Source organism: Blastomonas sp. RAC04, assembly GCF_001713435.1.
GTDB lineage: Bacteria > Pseudomonadota > Alphaproteobacteria > Sphingomonadales > Sphingomonadaceae > Blastomonas > Blastomonas fulva.
This window is the reverse complement of the sequence record NZ_CP016460.1, coordinates 3,950,714-3,969,341: the sequence shown is the minus strand read 5'-3', so window position 1 is coordinate 3,969,341 and position 18,628 is coordinate 3,950,714. Positions and strand designations below refer to the sequence as shown.

The window sequence follows — 18,628 nt, the reverse complement described above, 5'->3', positions numbered from 1 at the left end:
ATGGAACATAAGGTGAACACATGCCCCGATCCGAATCTCTCGAGTCTCTCAAAACCCGGATTGCCGGGATCGAACGCGCACGTGCCGTCGAGACGGCGGCGGTGGCGGGGACCGGCCATTCGGGTATCGACGGCGCGCTGGGCGGCGGGTTGGCGCGCGGGCGGGTGCATGAGGTGTTCGCGGCGCAGGCCGACGATGCGGGCTGCGCGGCGGGTTTTGTCGCGGGGCTGGCGATGAGACTGGGGGTAGGCTTGGGGGGCGGCCTGGGGGTGGGCCTGGGGACAGAATCGGGCGGCACTCTGGTGTGGCTGCGCGAGGCGCAGGCCGAAAGGCAGGGCGGCAGGCTGCACGCGCCGGGGCTGGTCGAGATCGGGCTCGATCCGGCGCGGGTGATCATCGGCGTGCTGCCAGATCCGCTCGCGGTGCTGCGCGCGGCGGCCGATGTGGTGCGCTGCCCCGAGGTCGGCGTTGCGGTGGTCGAACTGTGGCGCGAGCCGCGGCTGCTCGACCTGACCGCGAGCCGGCGGCTGGCGCTGGCGGCGGAAGCATCAGGGGTGACCGTGATCGGCTTGCGGATCGCCGCAGTGCCCTCGCCCAGCGCCGCGCAGACCCGCTGGCAGGTAGCCGCCGCGCCATCGCTGCCGATGGAGGCCAATGCGCCGGGCTATCCTGCCTGGAGAGTGGAATTGTTGCGCCAGCGCGGCCGCCCATCCGGCGGCGACTGGCGCGTGGAGTGGAACCGTGAACAAGCCTGTTTTGCAGACGCCGATGGGGTCGCCGATTTCGGCCCCGATGCCGGAGGATTCGCAGCCATCGCAGCGGCGCCATCTGGCGCTGTTCTTCCCTTTTCTGCCGGTCGACCGGTTGATGCGCCAAAAGACAACAGGAGAGCAGAACTGCGCCGGGCGGGATGAGACCCCTTTGGTGCTGGTCGAGAAGGTGCGCGGCGCGATGCGGATTGCGGCGACCTGCCCGCAGGCAGCTTCGCTCGGGCTGAGCGCGGGAATGGCGCTCGCCGATGCGCGCGCGCAGGTGCCGCTGCTCAGCGTGACCGATCATGACCCGGCGGCCGATCTCGCCTGGCTCGAGCGGCTGGCCGATCACTGCGACCGCTTCACGCCTTTGGTGGCGATCGATGCGCCCGACGCGCTGGCGCTCGACATCACCGGCTGCGCGCATCTGTTCGGCGGCGAGGCGCCATTGCTCGCCGATGTCGCGCGGTTTCTAGCGCGGTGGAGCGATGACGTGCGGCTGGCGTGCGGCGACACCCCCGAGGCGGCGCAGGCGCTCGCCCGGTTCGCGCCTGCAGGCACGACGTTCGAGAGCGAGGATGCGACCTTACGCCGGCTGCCGGTTGCCGCTTTGCGGATCGAGGAAGAGACGCAGACCGCGCTGATCCGCGCAGGGCTCAAGACCATCGGCGATCTGGCGATGCGGCCGAGCGCACCGCTCGCCGCGCGTTTCGGCGCCGATCTGGTCGACAGCCTCGACCGGCTGCTGGGCAGCGCCGACAGCCGCATCACCCCGCGCCGCGCCGCGCCCGCACTGCGCTTCGAGCGGCGCTTTGCCGAGCCGATCGCGCGCACCGAGGCGGCGATGGCGGCGATCGGCGAGCTCGCCGAGGAAGCGGCCGTCGAGCTCGAACAGCGCGGCATGGGCGGGCGGCGGTTCATCGCGCGGTTCTTCCGCAGCGATGGCCGCACCTACGATCTCGCCACCGAAAGCAGCCTGCCGATGCGCGACCCGCAAGTGCTGATGCGGCTGCTCAATGAGCGGCTGGCGGCGCTCGCCGATCCGGTCGATCCGGGCTTCGGCTTCGACATGATCCGGCTGGCGGTGCCGCGCATCGAGCCGCTGACCCCGGCGCAGTTGCAGCTCGAAGGGGGCACCATCGCGCAGGAGGCGATGGCCGAATTGGTCGACCGGTTGAGCACCCGGCTAGGGCGCGGCGAGATCCGCCGGTTCCAGCCGCACGACAGTCATGTGCCCGAACAGGCGGCGCTCACCCTGCCTGCGGTCGATCTGCCCGCGCCCGCCGCCTGGGATGCGCCGCAGCAGGGCGAGCCGCCGACGCGCCCGATCCACCTGTTCGATCCGCCGCAGCCGATCGAGGTCATCGCCGAGGTGCCCGATGGCCCGCCGCACCGCTTCCGCTGGCGGCGCAGCCAGCACCATGTCGTGCGCTTCGAGGGGCCTGAGCGGATCGCCGCGCAATGGTGGAAGCACGCGCCGGGCAAGAGCCCCGGCCTGACGCGCGACTATTACCGGGTGGAAGACGCGCGCGGACGGCGCTTCTGGATCTTCCGCCACGGATTGTACGAGACCGAAAAGCCCGATCCGCGCTGGTATGTGCACGGTCTTTTCGCGTGATGCCTGCCCCCTTTGCTGAGCTCGTCACCGCGACCAACTACTCGTTCCTGCGCGGGGCATCGCACCCGGCAGACCTGGTCGCGCGCGCGCTCGAACTGGGCCTCGTCGGCATCGGCATCGCCGACCGCAACACGGTGGCAGGCGTGGTCCGCGCGCATATCGCGCTGCGCGATGCGCACAAGGCGGCGGCAGAGATCGGCGTTCCTGCGCCCGCGCTCAGGCTGGTGGTCGGCGCGCGATTGGTGTTCGCCGACGGGACCCCCGACATGATCGCTTATCCCGCGACCCGGCACGGCTGGGGACGGCTGACCCGGCTGCTGACTTTGGGCAACCTGCGCGCCACCAAGGGTGACTGCACGCTGCACCTTGCCGACCTGCTCGAGCATCTCGACGACCTGCTGCTGATCGTGATGGCCGCGCCCGATGACGCCCCCGTCCTGCAGACGCTCCACGCCGCCGCGCCGGATCGTGTCTGGATCGGAGCGACCATGCCACGCAGGGGCACAGACCGCCGCCGTCTCGCCCGAATGATACGCCTCAGCGAAGACACAGGCGTTCCGCTGCTCGCCACCAACGATGTGCTCTATGCCGCGCCCGAGCAACGCCCGCTGCACGATGTGCTGACCTGCATCGGCGCAGGCTGCACCATCGCCAATGCCGGGCGCAGGCTCGAGGCCAACGCCGAGCGCCATATCAAGCCGCCTGCGGAAATGGCGCGCCTGTTCGCCGACTGTCCGCAAGCGATCGCGCAAACCACCGCACTCCTCGCCCGCATCACCTTCACGCTCGACGACCTGCGCTACCAGTACCCGCTCGAGCCGGTGCCCGAGGGCTGGGAGGCGCAGGCCTGGCTCGAGCATATGGTGACCGAGGCGGCGCGCGATCGCTATGGCAAGGAGCTGCCCGCCAAGGTCCGCAAGCTGCTCGACGACGAATTCGCGCTCATCGCCAAGCAGAAATACGCCTGCTATTTCCTCACCGTGCACGATCTGGTGCGCTTTGCCCGCACCCGCGATCCGCCGATATTGTGCCAGGGGCGCGGCTCGGCGGCCAACTCGATCGTCTGCTTCCTGCTCGGCGTCACCTCGGTCGATCCGGTGACGCACGACCTGTTGTTCTCGCGCTTCGTCTCTGAAGAGCGCGCCGAGCCGCCCGATATCGACGTCGATTTCGAGCACGAGCGACGCGAGGAGGTGATGCAGTATATCTATGCGCGTTATGGCCGCCACCGCGCCGGGATCGCCGCGACCGTCATCCACTACCGCCCGCGCAGCGCGGTGCGCGAGGTGGGCAAGGTGCTGGGCTTTTCCGAGGATGTGACCGCGCGGCTGACCAGCACGATCTGGGGGAGCTTCTCGTCGTCGATGGCCGAGCAGCGCTATGCCGAGGCCGGGTTCGATCCCGACAACCCCGATATCGTGCGGCTGCGCGATCTGGTCGACCAGATCCTGCACTTCCCCCGGCATCTGTCGCAGCATGTCGGCGGCTTCGTGCTCACCGAGGACCGGCTCGACGAGACCGTTCCGATCCACAACGCCGCGATGGAGGACCGCACCTTCATCGAATGGGACAAGGATGACATCGACGCGCTCGGGCTGATGAAGGTCGATGTGCTGGCATTGGGCATGCTCACCTGCATCCGCAAGGCGTTCGCGCTGATGCGCCAGCATGACCTGGGCGAGCACGACCTCACCGTCGATCTCGAGGCCGACGACCCCGCAGTCTACGACATGCTGTGCCGCGGCGACAGCATCGGCGTGTTCCAGGTCGAAAGCCGCGCGCAGATGAACATGCTGCCGCGCCTGCGCCCCCGCACGCTCTATGACCTCACCGTGCAGGTCGCGATCGTGCGCCCGGGGCCGATCGAGGGCGACATGGTCCACCCCTATCTGCGCCGCCGCTCGGGAATCGATCCGGTCGAATACCCCTCGCCCGCCCCGCCGCACGACCCCGATGAATTGAAGACGCTGCTCGGGCAAACTTATGGCGTGCCGCTGTTCCAGGAACAGGCGATGAAGCTCGCGATCGTCGCGGCGGATTTCACCCCCGGCGAGGCCAACCATCTGCGCCGCGCGATGGCGACCTTCCGCAATGTCGGCACGATGCACAATTTCGAGGAGAAGCTGGTCAAGGGCATGACCGCGCGCGGCTATACCGCGGAGTTCGCCGAGCGCTGCTTCAGGCAGATCGAGGGTTTCGGGAGTTATGGCTTCCCCGAGAGCCACGCGCTGTCGTTCGCGCGATTGGTGTACGTGTCCTCGTGGATCAAGTGCCACCAGCCTGCGGTGTTCGCCTGCGCCTTGCTCAACTCGCAGCCGATGGGGTTCTACGCGCCCGCGCAGATCGTGCGCGATGTGCGCGAGCATCAGGTCGAGGTGCGCCCGATCGACATCAACATGAGCGGCTGGGACAATGCGCTCGAGCGCGATGGCCACGGGCGGCTGGCGCTGCGGCTGGGCTATCGCCAGATGGATGGCTTCCGCAATGCCTGGGCCGAGGCTCTGGTGGTGGCGCGCGAGGGCGTAGGCCGCTTTACCTCGGTCGAGATGCTCGCGCGCCGTGCCGACCTGCCGTCCGCCGCCTTGCGCCTGCTCGCCGATGCCGATGCGTTCGGCTCGCTCGGGCTGTCGCGGCGGCAGGCCTTGTGGGAGGTGCGCCGCACGCCCTCGGGCGAGTTGCCGCTGTTCGCCGCAGCGCGTGCGCGCGAATTGGGAGACGAGCCCGACATGCAGCTGCCGATCATGCCCGCGTCCGAGGAGGTGGTGACCGATTACCAGACGCTGCGCTTGTCGCTCAAGGACCACCCGATGCGCTTCCTGCGCGCTGGCCTGCGTGAGGACGGCGTGCTGTCGTGCGAGGACACCAACAATTCCAAGGCGGGCAAGACGGTGCGCACCGCCGGCATCGTCCTCGTCCGCCAGCGCCCCGGCAAGGGCAACGCCATCTTCGTCACGATCGAGGACGAGACCGGCGTCACCAACATCGTCCTGTGGGCCCGCCTGTTCGAACGCTACCGCCGCGCGGTGATGGCCAGCCGCCTGATGCAGGTCGAAGGCGTGCTCCAACGCAGCCGCGAAGGCGTGGTGCATTTGATGGCGAACCGCGTGGTGGATCGCTCGGACTTGCTCGCAACGCTGACGCAGACGCGAGGGGATGGCGCGCTGTCGCCACCACTGGCGCGGGGGGATGAGGTTGCAAGGCCGGTGCCCTCACGTCATCCGAGGGATGCACGAGTGCTGCCGAAGTCTCGGGATTTTCATTGATGGTGATGCACGCCCAGTCCAATCGCGAATTGAGTATATTGCCCCCAAAATTTCAGCAATTTTCTCGCGATTGGTGGGGGTTAGGGCATCAACTCCAAAGGATATTCATCATAAGTGCGACCGTGCAGTTCCCGGCCGGTCGCTTTTTTGTTTCTGCCGCCCCATTGTTTAAAGAAGAAGGCCACGTCGTCGCGTCGACAAATTTCGTACAGCCGCTCCACCCACGCTTCCTGAATTGGTCGTGAGCGGGGACCAGACTCGCCTCCTACAATAGCCCAATGGACGCCACGCAAATCGATCTCTTTGATTTCACCAATTAGTGGCTCAAACGAAATGAAAAGCGTGGAATTTCTAATTCTCTTGAGGTACTCAACTCGGTCCGTAACCTCATTGTCTTCAACCGACGTCCCCACCCAAACATTTTCTAACGCCTGTATCTCACCGCTCTCGAACAGATCGGCCATACGGTCGGGTCGCTTTGAAAGTACTTGGAAATGGTGCTGTGGACATTCTTTCATGACATCCCAAACCTTCTGGATAAAAGCCGTTGGAACATCGCAGTGAAATAAGTCCGACATCGAATTGACAAAAATCCGTTTTGATTTCCGCCATTCTAGCGGCGCAGTAAGGCTAGATTCATCAATGTTGACGCGACCGGTCCAGACGTGGCGACCTCCACTTTTCCGCGTGGTGCCATGATATTTCTCATGGCCCATCGCCTGCAATCGCGCTGCCATTCGCATAGCGTAACAATTGGTGCAGCCGCTAGAAGCTATCGTGCATCCTGCGACGGGGTTCCAAGTGACGTCTGTCCATTCGATTTCAGAAATTGTAGCCATTATTTTAACACCGCACTCGCCAATTTTGCTGCTAATCGAGCTTTTTCACCAGTGTTTGCCCAAGCAAACATTAAAGAAAATTCCTGCATGCCATTTCGACCTAATGGCAAAGTTTCATCCAAAACCTGGCCTTGGAATGCTGCACCAATGCGCTCCTTGGCCACCTTCTCAAACCATGCAATATCGACAGCGCGCTTAGACCGGAAGTGAGGTTGACTAAAAAGGTCTGTCGTTTGTTCCTCAACAACTGCAACATCTCGCCAAGCTCTTGTGCCAAGCGCCGCATCCACCCGAGGACCGCCGTCCAAATTAATTTCTCCGTCACCTGAAACTTGACGATACATCGCAAAAACAGGAACAAGATACCACAGATCTACTGCCCCAGTTTTTCCTAACATTTCCAACGCTTCATAGTTAATCTGCAATCCAAATGGATCGAGAAATACCACTGCTCGTGTCTTTCTCCAGTTATATGACTTACAAATTCCGCGGAGCATTTCATTCGCATCGAGTTTCGTAATTTCAACTTTATCCGTCAAATCTGCGTGGTCTCGCCGAATCGAATCGCGGAGTGCATCTACATTGGATTGCTTTGTATCGTTCAACAGATATCTATGGAATGCTGGCTTGACCCCTAACGCCCTAATTGCAGACCCCACAATTATCGTATCAGTATCGGCGACTGGGACCGAAAATCCTTCTAACGACCCTTGGTCGGAATTTGCTAACTCAAGGACAGATTTCGGAACCGATGAGCCCGATCCCGCGCAAGCATCTATGTACAGCAATTCAAACGGCGCGAATTTCAACGCTGTGACATAAGCTTGAAGATATTTTTCGACTGTTTCTAGCTTTTGAACAGTGTGCCTATCGCCAAAAGGTTGAGCTTCCATACCGCACCTCAAGCTAGAACATTGAGGGAACGGTATAGAACTCAATCGCATCATGCAAACAAAATAGCCTATCGATACAAAACAGACTAAACTCTCTCTTGTCTCACAGCAAAACCTAAACAATGAAAACTACCTTCGCCCAGAACCTGATTGCAAGCATCACCGAAGCCGCCACGCATGCGCGCAGCGAAGAGACCGGCGCGCTCGCAAATGATTGACCCGCCCGGTGTCCGCATGCATCCCCATTGACCTCCCCCCGCCACCCCCTACCCTCTCTGCGCGCACCCACAGGAGAGCCCGTCATGACCACCCCCGCCGACCCCAACGAACTCAAGGGCGAAGACTGGGCAGGCGAGATGGGGCGCAAGTGGCTCACCCATATCGACCGGTTCGAGGGCATGATCGCCCCCATCGGCGATGCGCTGCTGGCGCGCGCCGCGATTGTTCCCGGGGAGCGGGTGATCGATCTGGGGTGTGGCGGGGGGTTGACCTCGCTGGCTGCAGCGCGGGACACGGGGCCGGAGGGTGCGGTGCTGGGGCTGGATATCTCGCCCGATCTGATCGACGAGGCCCGCCGCCGCGCCACCGATCACCCCAACGTCAGCTTCGTCTGCGCCGATGCCGCCACCGTCGCGCTCGACGTCCCCTATGACCGGCTGATTTCGCGCTTCGGCTCGATGTTCTTTGCCGATCCTTATGCCGCCTTCACCAACCTGCACGGTCTGATCAAACCCGGCGGGCGGATCGATCTGGCGATCTGGGCGGCGCCGCGCGACAATCCGTGGATGATGGAGCTGATGGGGGTCGCGCGCTCGCATATCGACATCCCCTCGCCCGATCCGCGCGCGCCGGGCCCGTTCGCCTTTGCCGATCTCGATTATGTTCGCGACATCCTGGCGCACGCCGGGTTCTCCGCGCCCGACATCGAACCGTATCAGGGCGAACAGGCGATCGGCGGCCCCGGGGCCTCTCCGGATGACGCTGCAGACTTCGCGCTCGCCTCGATGGCGATCGGCCGTGCGCTCGCCGAAGCCGGCGACGACGTGCTCGCCCGCGCCCGCGCCGATCTCGTCACCCTGTTCGAAGAGCATTATGTGCCCGGCAAGGGCGTGATGATGGCCAACAAGGTCTGGCTGCTCAGCGCGACCGCCTGAGCCGCGCGGCCATCACGGTCTCACTCGCGCACGTTCGCCACGTTGTACTGGAACACCTCGTCCTGCGTCAGGCAGCGGCGGGTAGACTGATCGCCGCCGCCGCTCGCCACCGCCTTCTGCTTGTACATGATGTCGGTCAGCAACTTGCGCGAGACGCCCATGCGGATGAGGAAATCATTGTCCTCGCTGGCGAGCAATGCGCTTTCCTGCTCGATGTCGCCGATCAGCTCGACCGTGGTGTCGGTGCCCAAGGCGACAGATTGATCGATCGCGGCGCGGTCGTTGGTCATGGTGAACATGTGCACCATGAAGTTGCCGCCGGGCTCGACCACGCGCAGCTGACCGCCCATGAACACGAAGTTGCACGCCGAAAAACAGGTCCAGCCCGCCGGAATGCGCGTCACCAGCCCGGGGTTGCCACGGATCAGCCTGCCTGCGGCATTCCCTGCGCGCGCGTTGCCGCCGGGCGAGCGCAGCCAGATCTCGGCGATGTCGGGATTGTCGCTCAGCGCCTTTTTGAGCCGGTCGGGCAATGTCTGGTCGATCGGCCCCTCGGCAAGCAGCACCTGCGCGCCGCCCTTCTTGACGACCTTGAGCGTCATGGTCTTGTTGGCCGACCAGTCGGGCGACCGGGGGCAGCTGGGATTGGCCGGGTCCATCTGTGCCGGGCTCTGCGCGCACAGCAGCGCCGCCGACAGTGCTAGCAGCAGGGATCGGCGGGCGGTCCGCATCCTGTCAGGCCTGCGCGATTTCATAGCGCGCGGCGCCCGGCTTCTTGCACATCTTCTTCGACACGGTGGTCTCCTCGCCCTCGACGATGATGACATCGTTGACGTTCATGCAGGTCGAGCCATCCGCGAGCTGGGTCTTGCCCACCACGGTGGAGGTTCCCGACACGTCCTTGCGGGTCTCGCTGGTCCAGGTCGAGGTGCTCCCCACCTCCTCGCCGCGCGTCGCCTCCAACGTGGCATCGGCGGCCTTTTTCTGCTCCTCGGGCTCCAGCTTGCACGCGATGGCGTCGGTGAGCAGCCCGGCGACTTCCGGCACCGGCAGGAAATTGGCGATGCCGCCGATCCGCCCGGTGACGCTGCCCAGCATGCCGCCGATGACCGAACGGCCCACCGACTTGCCCGCGCTGTCGTCGCACCCGGTGGCGGTCTTGCCGCTGGCCTTGGGCTTGCTGCGCAACAGGCCGCCGAATTGCGCCGCCGCCGGCGCCGGCAGCGCCATAGCGATCATCGCCGCCAACGCTGCGGACCGCATCGTGATGTTCAAGACATTCGCACCCATCGCAAGCTTCTCCTGACAGGAACTGCTATCGACCCTGACGCATCGTACCGTAGCGTCCGTGACCGGTCAAACCATGACCCGGATCACAGCTGCACCGATGGCCCGAAAGTTGCCATGGGGGATAGGACATATCCGCCCTGGCGCGATCCAGCCCCCTGTATTTGCAGTTCATTAACCAAAATGACGGACAAGGGCGCATGTTCGTCCGGCTCCGACTTTGGCACAATTCGCTGTCGATCAGCGCGCGGACGGCGTGGAGCATGGCCGTCGGCCTGACGCTCGTCATCGCCGCGACTGCTGTGGTGGCCTTTGGGCAGGAGCAGAACACCGCCATCGATGAGTCTCTGGTGCGGCTGGATCAGCGCAACGCAAAGATCGTCGACGAGCTGGCCCAGCGCTTCGACCGCATCGCCCGCACCCAGGCCCGCGCCATCGATCTGTTCCGTGCCGAGCGTGCGACGCTGACGCCCGCACAGGCGCGGCGCGAGTTCGATGCGCTCTATCCGCTCGGCGCCGATGGCACCCGCCGCAGCACCGATGTGATGTTCGACGGTGGCCGCACCGCGATCGGCCATGTCGAGGGCATGGCGGCCTTTGTCCCCGGCGGCGTGGCCAACGATCTTGAGGCGGTGCGCGACATGGTCGCGGCAACCCATGCGGTTCGCGCGCTGGGCGAAGGCAGCCGGTTCGAGATCGAGAGCCTGTATTTCTTCACCCCGGCCAACGCCATGGTGATCTTCGCCCCCGACCGCCCTGATCGGCTGGAATATTACCGCAGGACCGCACCTGCCAGCTTCGGTTTCCAGGACGCCGAGTTCGCGACCATTTCGACCCAGACGGCAAACCCGGCCCGATCCATGTTGTGCACCGGCCTGCAATCGCTGATATCGCTGCAGAACCGGCAGGTCTGGACGACCGGCTGCATGACCCCCGTCGATCGCGACGGGCGGCATATAGGCACCTTCGGCACCTCGATGCCGCTCGATCAGGTTGTCCCCGCAGGACATTTCGCCGAAGACAGCGATGACAACGTCATCCTGATCTCGCGCGAGGGGCGGCTGATCTATCACCCCGAATACACGCTGCAACACAGCAGCAGGACCGGCCAGTATCTCGATATCACCATCAGCGACAAGCCCGAGCTGCGGGCGCTGTGGGCGCTGGTGCGCAAGCACGGCAAGTCCGGATTCACCGGCAAGGCGGACGATCTCGACGCCTATGTCTCGCTGCAGGCGATCCCGGGCGCGGGCTGGTATGCACTGACCGTGAAGCCCGAAAGGCTGATCCTGGCAGAGGCGCTGCGCCCCATTCCGCGGATCGCGGGGATGGCGGTGATTGCCTTGTTCGTGTGCATCCTGGCGGTGACGCTGGCCTTGCGCAGCCTGGTCGGCAAGCCCCTGCGGCGGCTGACGCGCGATGCGCAGCGGATCACCCGCGAGCTGGCCAACGATGCGATCCTGGTGCTGCCCGATCGCGACAGGAGCAGCAACGAGGTCACGCGGCTGGTCCGCTGGTTCGAAACCATGGCAAGCGCCATCCGCCAGTCGCACAGCCTGCTGGAAGAGCGGGTGGCGGAACGCACCGCGGCGCTCAACCAGGCCAACGACAAGCTGCGCCTGCTGTCCGAGATCGATCCGCTGACCGGCATCGCCAACCGGCGCAAGATTCTGGCCGAGCTGGATGACCGGCTGACCCGCGTGCGCGCGGGCAGCGCGATGGCGGTGCTGGTGGTGGATGTCGACAACTTCAAGGCGATCAACGACCGCCATGGCCATGTTGCCGGCGACGATGCGTTGCGCGTGCTGGCGCAGCTGATGCAGTCGCTGCTGCGGCCGGGCGATGCGCTGGGCCGTATGGGCGGCGAGGAGTTCGTGATCATCCTCGATCGCGCGCGCCCGGTGATCGCCGATGCCATTGCCGAACGCATCCGCGCCGCGATCGCCCGCAACAGCTTCGAGGTGCATGGCAATCTGGCGCTCAGCATTACGGTCAGCATCGGGGTGGCCAACTGGCATCCGGGCGACACCGCGCGGGCGCTGTACGCTCGGGCCGATGGCGCGCTGTACCAGGCCAAGACCGCAGGCCGCAATTGCGCGATCACCAGCCGTCATGTGCCGGGGGCAGAGCGCAGCGCGGCGTGATGCGGGCGGTGCGCCGGGCCGGTTTTGCGGCCCTGCCTTGTTTGCCTGGCATGGCCTCGCGGCTCTGGCGAATGTGATGGATCTGTGTGGTGCGGGCGGGGGGACTCGAACCCCCACGGGCAAAGCCCGACGGATTTTAAGTCCGTTGCGTCTACCATTCCGCCACGCCCGCCAACCGCAGGCGTCTATAGGCCGAGAAGGTTTTGGCCGACAAGCTTAGAAAAACCCCGGACGGTGCCGGGCGGGTGTCTCAATCGGTATTGAGGCGCGCGCGCATTTCCTTGCCAGGCTTGAAATAGGGCACGCGCTTGCCGGGCACATCAACCGCCTCGCCGGTGCGCGGGTTGCGGCCCTTGCGCGGCTCGCGCGAGCGGGTCGAGAACGCGCCGAAACCGCGCAGTTCCACCCGGCCACCCTCGGCCAGCCGCTGAATGATGTTGTTGAAAAAGATATCCAGGATCTTTTCGATCTCGTCAGGACGAAGACCGGGGTTTTCCTCTGCCAGATGTTGTAGCAGTTCCGATCGTATCACGGGCCAATCTCCTGCAATTCAATATGCGACGGGACGCGCACCAAGGAAAATCGCCGCGTGCGGTTCCCCCCAACATTATCGAATTGACCAGCCCCCCGACAAGCCAAAGCGCCGGCTGACAAGCAGGCGCATATGTGTGTGCCGAACACCGGTGAAGCGGAAATCCAGCACCGTAATGCTGTCAGAAATTGTTTGCCGTTTCAACGCCGTTCTTGCCCGACGGTGCTGGCAAGCGACAGATGGTGCACAAAAAAGGGCACCGGCGGTGTGCCGGTGCCCCTTTTTGAAACGGTGTCAGCCGTGAAGGCTGGCCGCCTGGCTGATCAATCTTCGCGCTGCTTGAGAGCCGCTCCCAGAATGTCACCCAGCGACGCGCCCGAGTCGGACGAGCCATACTGCGCCACAGCCTGCTTTTCTTCAGCCAGCTGATGCGCCTTGACCGAGAAGGTCGGCTTGCGCGAACGATCGAAGCCGGTGACCATCGCATCGAGCTTCTGGCCAACCTGGAAGCGGTCGGGACGCTGTTCGTCACGGTCGCGGCCCAGATCGTTGCGCTTGATGAAGCCGGTGGCTCCGTCTTCGCCAACCTGGACTTCCAGACCACCGTCGCGCACTTCGAGCACGGTGACGGTGACGACTTCGTTCTTGCGCAGGGTCGAGCTGTCCGATCCGCCAACGGCCGGAGCACCCTTTTCGAGCTGCTTCATGCCGAGCGAGATACGCTCCTTTTCGACATCCACGTCGAGGACGATCGCCTTGACCTGCTCACCCTTGAGGTGGAGGTTGAGCGCATCTTCACCCGAAATGCCCCATGCGATATCCGACATGTGGACCATGCCGTCGACATCGCCATCCAGGCCGATGAACAGACCGAATTCGGTCGCGTTCTTGACTTCGCCTTCGACGACGCTGCCAACCGGGTGCTTGTCTGCGAAAGCGTCCCAGGGGTTCGACTGCGCCTGCTTGAGGCCCAGCGAGATACGGCGCTTTTCGGCGTCGACTTCCAGAACGATGACATCGACTTCCTGGCTGGTCGAAACGATCTTGCCGGGGTGGACGTTCTTCTTGGTCCAGGACATTTCCGAAACGTGGACCAGGCCTTCGATGCCGGGTTCCAGTTCGACGAATGCACCATATTCGGTGATGTTGGTGACAGCACCGCTGAGCTTGGCACCGATGGGATACTTGACGCTGGCGCCTTCCCACGGATCGCTTTCGAGCTGCTTCATGCCGAGCGAAATACGCTGCGTTTCCGAATTGATGCGGATGATCTGCACCTTGACGGTCTCACCGATGGTGATCGCTTCGCTCGGGTGGTTGATGCGCTTGTAGCTGATGTCGGTGACATGCAGCAGGCCATCGATGCCGCCCAGATCGACGAACGCACCGTAATCGGTGATGTTCTTGACGATACCGTCGATGATCTGGCCTTCCGCCAGCGACTGGATGAGGCCGGTGCGCTGTTCTGCGCGGGTTTCCTCCAGAACGGCGCGACGCGAGACAACGATGTTGCCACGGCGACGGTCCATCTTGAGGATCTGGAACGGCTGCGGAATGTCCATCAGCGGGGTAACATCGCGCACGGGGCGGATGTCGACCTGGCTGCCGGGCAGGAAGGCCACGGCGCCGTCGAGATCAACGGTGAAGCCGCCCTTGACGCGACCGAAGATCACGCCTTCGACGCGCTTGCCTTCGCCAAATTCGCTTTCCAGCTTGTCCCATGCAGCTTCGCGGCGTGCGCGGTCGCGCGACAGCATCGCTTCGCCATCGGCATTTTCGATGCGGTCGACATAGACTTCGACTTCATCGCCAACCTTGAGGCCGTGGTCCTGGCCGGGCGCTGCGAATTCACGCAGGGCCACGCGGCCTTCCGACTTCAGGCCAACATCGATGACCGCCTTGTCGTTTTCGATCGCGGTAACCGTGCCCTTGACGACGCGGCCTTCAAAACCGCCATCGGCAGCTGCGCCGCCACCAAGCGATTCGTCGAGAAGTGCCGCAAAATCATCGCGGCTGGGAAATGCCGTAGAGGCCATAAATCCTGTATTCCTTAAACTGTTTTGTCCGGCCAGCCGGTTGTCTCCGGCGGTCTTGGCCTAACCTGCCCCCCGGGCCGAATGCACCGGAAAGCGCCCAAAAACCGTGTGTTCCGGCGGCGGCAGACAGAGTATGCGAAAAGCGCGAACGATCGCGCGGGCCGATATCGGCGCGGGCGATGTTCACGATGATCGAAACATCTAAGACTGGGGCGAATGTCCGCCCTGCGTCCTGCCGTTCACCAGCTCTATGGCTCTTTGAACGGCCTGCCCTATAGTCAAATCGCTGGTATCAAGCAAGAGCGCGTCACAGGCGGGCTTGAGCGGGGCGATCGACCGTCCGGAGTCCCTCGCATCGCGCGCGGCAAGGTCGGCGACGATCTCTTCCAGCGTCACATCTTCGCCCCGGCCCAGCATCTCGTTGCACCGCCTCCCGGCCCGCGCAGCGACGCTGGCGGTGACGAACAATTTGGCGTCCGCCTCGGGCGCGATCACCGTGCCGATATCGCGTCCGTCGAGCACCGCGCCGCCCGGCTGCCGCGCGAAGCTGCGCTGCCGCTCGAGCAACGCTGCACGCACTGCAGGATGGCGCGAGGCGCGACTGGCAAGCCCGCCTGCGGTTTCAGAGCGCAGATGCGCGTCGGCGAGCAGCGCGTCATCGAACGCGCAGCCTGCCAGCGCCTCGTCCGGATTGTCGGGATCACCCCCCAGCCGCACCGCGTTCACCCCGACCGCGCGATAGAGCAGCCCGGTATCGAGATGCGGCAGTCCGAAATGCGCGGCGAGAGCCTTGGCGATCGTTCCCTTGCCGCTGGCGGTGGGTCCATCCACGGCGATGATCATGGCAGCTGCCCGTTCTGCGCCGCCTGCTGCTTGGCCAGATCAGCCTCGAACTGTGCTGCCATGCGCGTGTTAAAGCTTTGCAGTTCTTGCCCGTTCACGAACGCGTTTGCATCCCCGGCGATCTGCCGTTTGCGCTTGTCGTGCAAGTCAAAGAAATTGTCGTGATTGGCCAGAAAGATGTCGGCCTTCATCGCCTTCACCTTGGCGAAGGTGCTGCGATACGCGGCAACCATGCCGGGATAGGCTTCGGGCACCAGCGACTGCCCTGCAACCGTGGCGCTGCAGTGCACGAACACGCTGCGTGTCGTGTTCGCATCGTTCACCGTGGTTGACCACGAGGTGCACCCCGGCGAGTGCCCCGGCGTCATATGCGCGGTCAGCGTCGTGCCAGCCAGCGTGATGGCCTCGCCATCGCCGATCACACGATCAACCCGCACCGGCGGAAAGCGCATGCCCTGGCTGGGTCCGTGATCGATCGCGCCTGCCTCCAGAAACGGCCTGTCGGCGGCACTGGCGAGCATCTGCGCGCCGCTCGCCCGCTGCAGCCCGGCAAGGCCGCCGGCGTGATCGATGTGTGCGTGGGTGTTGAGCAGGTACTTCACATCGCCGATGTCGAAGCCCAGCGTCTTGATGTTGGCGATGATCTGCGGGACCGATTGCGCCAGCACGCCATCGATCAGCACATGCCCCTCCGGCGTGGTGATCAGAAAGGCGCTGACCGTCTCGGTGCCGACATAATGCAAGTTGCCAGCAATGGTGAACGGATCGAACGGTTCATTCCAGCGGCCCCCCTTGGCAAAGCCTTCAATGGGCGCAGCCTGGGCTGCATCGATCTCGGCATCCTTGGCCAGGCGCGATGAGGACGCTTCCGGCTGCAGTGCCACACCCGCTGTAGCCACGACGGCGAGCATCGCTGTGATCAACATGCGCTTCATCCCTTGGTCCCCTCCCGGTCCACCCCTGCCCGCCGATCCCTGATCGCCTTGATAAGGCCGACCAGCGCGATCCCGGCCCATGCGGTTTCGAGAATCGTCGCTGCCAGATTGAAATGCACCGACAGCGACGTCAGCAACAGGATCGCGCCTGCCAGATTGACGGCGTTGAACAGCAACTTGTCGATCTTCTCGACCTTGTTGGCATAAGCAAAGGCGCCGATGAACAGCACGCTGCCCATCACGCCGAGGATATCGGCCACCAGTGGGCTCATGCCGCGCCCGTGCTGCGGCTGAGCAGGTTCAGAAAATCGGGGAAGCTGGTGGCGATCGGCGCAGTGTCATCCACGTCCACGCCTTGCTCGCTGACCAGCCCCGCCACGGCAAAGCTCATCGCGATGCGGTGGTCGAGCAGGGTCGCCACCGGGCCGCCGCCGCGCAAGGATGCGCCGCCGCTGCCGGTGATGATCAGCCCGTCTTCGCGTTCCTCCACCGCAACGCCGATGGCTTCCAGACCGCGCGCCATGGTGGCGAGCCGGTCCGATTCCTTGACCCGCAGTTCGTCGAGGCCACTGGTGACCGTGGTGCCGCTGGCCATGGCGGCGGCGATGAAGAACACCGGAAACTCGTCGACCATGCTGGGCACGATCGCAGGATCGACGGTGATCCCGCTGAGAGCGCTCGCCCGCACGCGCAGGTCCGCGACCGGCTCGCCGCCGACGGTGCGTGCGTTCAACCGCTCGATCTGGCCGCCCATCTGCTCGAGCACGGTGATGATCCCGGTGCGGGTGACGTTCATGCCGACATTCTCGATTGTCAGGTCCGACCCCGGCACGATCAATGCTGCGACGATGAAGAACGCGGCGGACGAGGGATCGCCCGGCACCTCGATGTCCTGCGCGGTCAGGTCGCATGGGCCGGTGACATGGATATGCCGCACGCCATCGGCATCGGTTTCCACAATCAGGTCTGCGCCGAACCCCTTGAGCATCTTTTCGCTGTGATCGCGCGTCGCCACCGGCTCGATCACCGTCGTGGTGCCCGGCGTGTTGAGCGCGGCGAGCAGGATCGCGGACTTCACCTGTGCCGAGGCGACGGGCAGCCGGTAGCTGATCGGCACCGCAGGGCTGATCCCGCGCACCATCAGCGGCAGCGTGCCGCCGGGGCTCGCGTTGAATTCCGCCCCCATCTCGCCCAGCGGATCGGTGACCCGCGCCATCGGACGGCGGCTCAACGATGCATCGCCGGTGAACATCGCGGTGATCGGGTGGCTCGCGACCAGCCCCATCAGCAGCCGCGTCGAGGTGCCACTGTTGCCCATGTCGAGCGCCTGGGCCGGTTGCATCAACCCGCCCACGCCCACGCCGTGCACCGTCCAGATGCCATCTGCGCCGCGCTCGATCTGCGCGCCCATCGCGCGCATTGCAGCCGCCGTGGCAAGCACGTCCTCTCCCTCGAGCAGTCCCGAGATCCGGCTCTGGCCGACGCACAGCGCCGACAGCATCAGCGCGCGATGGGAGATCGACTTGTCGCCGGGCACGCGAATGGTGCCGGTGAGCGGCCCGGATCGCGCGAAACGGCGCGGGACCGGTGCCTGGTCTGCTGAATGGGCCATGGGATGAAACAAATTCCGGTTGGGCATGGGGCTGCCAGAGGTGAATTGCGACGCAGCTTTTGACAGCGGCATAAAGCTATGGCAAGGCGCACGCCGATTTTCCTGTTGCGGCGCACCCGCGCTGCAGGCTGGAAATATGCAACCTTCTCCTTACATCTATGATGTTATTGAACCTGAGGCATTATTCATGATCAAGCCTGAATGGGGCGCCAAGCACAGCTGCCCGAAATGCGGCACCCGCTTTTATGACCTTGGTAAGGACGACCCGGTATCCTGCATCAACTGCGGAAACAGCTGGACCCCCGAGCCCGTGCTCAAGTCCAAGCAGCCGCTGCCCTTCGAGGAAGAAAAGAAGAAGGTCATCGAGAAGGAGGACGTGGATCTCGCCGATGAGGATCTGGACATCGACGAGGACGGCGATTCGCCGGACAACGATGTCGACCTGGGCGGCGATGACGATCTGGGCGTCGCAGCAGCCGACGACAAGGACGAAGAAAGCTGAGATTTCCGGTTCGCGAACTTTAGGTGGCGGGGGCAGCGTTTTGCCCCTTGCCACCACCGGACGGCTCGACTAAAGGGCTGTCCTTCTCAGCGCCGGAGTGACTTTTCCCCGGCGCATATGGGGCCTTAGCTCAGCTGGGAGAGCGCTACACTGGCAGTGTAGAGGTCAGCGGTTCGATCCCGCTAGGCTCCACCATTTTCCTTGTCGATATCATGCCA

The 18,628-nt window shown here is 64.2% G+C and carries 16 protein-coding genes and 2 tRNA genes; 7 read left to right on the top strand and 11 right to left on the bottom strand.

What is annotated here, in order from left to right; all coding sequences use genetic code 11:
* The first annotated feature begins 20 nt into the window (after window positions 1-20).
* Genes BSY18_RS21490 through BSY18_RS19360 form a run of 3 tightly spaced genes read left to right on the top strand, consistent with a single transcriptional unit; the run spans window position 21 to window position 5,633 of the window.
* Entirely contained in the window at window positions 21-914 is an 894-nt protein-coding gene (locus tag BSY18_RS21490; RefSeq protein ID WP_069051606.1) for an ImuA family protein, read from the top strand.
* Window positions 868-2,370, top strand: coding sequence for a Y-family DNA polymerase (locus BSY18_RS19365; protein ID WP_069051605.1), 1,503 nt, complete (start codon window positions 868-870; stop codon window positions 2,368-2,370). Before BSY18_RS21490 ends, BSY18_RS19365 begins: the two co-directional genes overlap by 47 nt.
* Complete coding sequence (locus tag BSY18_RS19360; protein ID WP_236823524.1) at window positions 2,370-5,633, top strand: error-prone DNA polymerase; 3,264 nt, start codon at window positions 2,370-2,372, stop codon at window positions 5,631-5,633. Before BSY18_RS19365 ends, BSY18_RS19360 begins: the two co-directional genes overlap by 1 nt.
* Before the next feature lie 80 nt (window positions 5,634-5,713).
* On the opposite strand, the gene BSY18_RS19355 is transcribed toward BSY18_RS19360, so the two are convergent.
* Both BSY18_RS19355 and tcmP read right to left on the bottom strand, forming a co-directional pair.
* Window positions 5,714-6,472, bottom strand: coding sequence for a DUF5131 family protein (locus BSY18_RS19355; RefSeq protein WP_069051604.1), 759 nt, complete (start codon window positions 6,470-6,472; stop codon window positions 5,714-5,716).
* Window positions 6,472-7,365, bottom strand: coding sequence for a three-Cys-motif partner protein TcmP (gene tcmP, locus BSY18_RS20755; protein WP_171900283.1), 894 nt, complete (start codon window positions 7,363-7,365; stop codon window positions 6,472-6,474). The genes BSY18_RS19355 and tcmP overlap by 1 nt, the downstream gene beginning before the upstream one ends.
* Window positions 7,366-7,667: 302 nt before the next feature.
* Here tcmP and BSY18_RS19345 point away from each other — a divergent pair, with 302 nt between their 5' ends.
* Window positions 7,668-8,519: a class I SAM-dependent methyltransferase gene (locus BSY18_RS19345; protein ID WP_069051602.1), complete on the top strand. Its 852-nt coding sequence runs from the start codon at window positions 7,668-7,670 to the stop codon at window positions 8,517-8,519.
* A 20-nt stretch (window positions 8,520-8,539) separates the two neighbouring features.
* Here the strand turns inward: BSY18_RS19345 and BSY18_RS19340 are convergent, their stop codons facing one another.
* The gene (locus BSY18_RS19340) at window positions 8,540-9,250 is read right to left on the bottom strand and encodes a hypothetical protein (RefSeq protein ID WP_231683657.1); all 711 of its coding nucleotides are present in this window, start codon (window positions 9,248-9,250) and stop codon (window positions 8,540-8,542) included.
* Window positions 9,251-9,254: 4 nt separating this feature from the next.
* Complete coding sequence (locus BSY18_RS19335; protein ID WP_236823419.1) at window positions 9,255-9,809, bottom strand: hypothetical protein; 555 nt, start codon at window positions 9,807-9,809, stop codon at window positions 9,255-9,257.
* Between the two features lie 197 nt (window positions 9,810-10,006).
* Between BSY18_RS19335 and BSY18_RS19330 the strand changes: the two genes are divergently transcribed.
* A complete protein-coding gene (locus BSY18_RS19330; RefSeq protein ID WP_069051601.1) occupies window positions 10,007-11,950 on the top strand; it encodes a sensor domain-containing diguanylate cyclase in 1,944 nt (647 codons plus the stop codon).
* An 87-nt stretch (window positions 11,951-12,037) separates the two neighbouring features.
* Here BSY18_RS19330 and BSY18_RS19325 read toward each other — a convergent pair.
* From BSY18_RS19325 to aroA, 7 genes are all read right to left on the bottom strand, one after another.
* Window positions 12,038-12,122: transfer RNA gene (locus BSY18_RS19325), tRNA-Leu, on the bottom strand.
* 78 nt (window positions 12,123-12,200) lie between these two features.
* Window positions 12,201-12,482: an integration host factor subunit beta gene (locus BSY18_RS19320; protein ID WP_054133520.1), complete on the bottom strand. Its 282-nt coding sequence runs from the start codon at window positions 12,480-12,482 to the stop codon at window positions 12,201-12,203.
* A gap of 323 nt (window positions 12,483-12,805) precedes the next feature.
* Window positions 12,806-14,518 carry a 30S ribosomal protein S1 gene (rpsA, locus tag BSY18_RS19315; RefSeq protein WP_054133521.1) on the bottom strand — a complete coding sequence of 571 codons (1,713 nt, stop codon included), beginning with the start codon at window positions 14,516-14,518 and terminating at the stop codon, window positions 12,806-12,808.
* 201 nt (window positions 14,519-14,719) lie between these two features.
* Window positions 14,720-15,361: a (d)CMP kinase gene (locus BSY18_RS19310; protein ID WP_054133522.1), complete on the bottom strand. Its 642-nt coding sequence runs from the start codon at window positions 15,359-15,361 to the stop codon at window positions 14,720-14,722.
* Window positions 15,358-16,287: a subclass B3 metallo-beta-lactamase gene (gene bla, locus BSY18_RS19305; RefSeq protein WP_171900282.1), complete on the bottom strand. Its 930-nt coding sequence runs from the start codon at window positions 16,285-16,287 to the stop codon at window positions 15,358-15,360. Before bla ends, BSY18_RS19310 begins: the two co-directional genes overlap by 4 nt.
* Window positions 16,288-16,292: 5 nt before the next feature.
* Entirely contained in the window at window positions 16,293-16,568 is a 276-nt protein-coding gene (locus BSY18_RS19300; protein WP_069051600.1) for a CBU_0592 family membrane protein, read from the bottom strand.
* A complete protein-coding gene (gene aroA / locus BSY18_RS19295) occupies window positions 16,565-17,908 on the bottom strand; it encodes a 3-phosphoshikimate 1-carboxyvinyltransferase (protein WP_069051599.1) in 1,344 nt (447 codons plus the stop codon). The genes BSY18_RS19300 and aroA overlap by 4 nt, the downstream gene beginning before the upstream one ends.
* 187 nt (window positions 17,909-18,095) lie before the next feature.
* Between aroA and BSY18_RS19290 the strand changes: the two genes are divergently transcribed.
* Both BSY18_RS19290 and BSY18_RS19285 read left to right on the top strand, forming a co-directional pair.
* Complete coding sequence (locus BSY18_RS19290; protein WP_054133526.1) at window positions 18,096-18,410, top strand: FYDLN acid domain-containing protein; 315 nt, start codon at window positions 18,096-18,098, stop codon at window positions 18,408-18,410.
* A 119-nt stretch (window positions 18,411-18,529) separates the two neighbouring features.
* Window positions 18,530-18,605, top strand: a tRNA-Ala gene (locus BSY18_RS19285).
* Window positions 18,606-18,628: the final 23 nt, after the last annotated feature.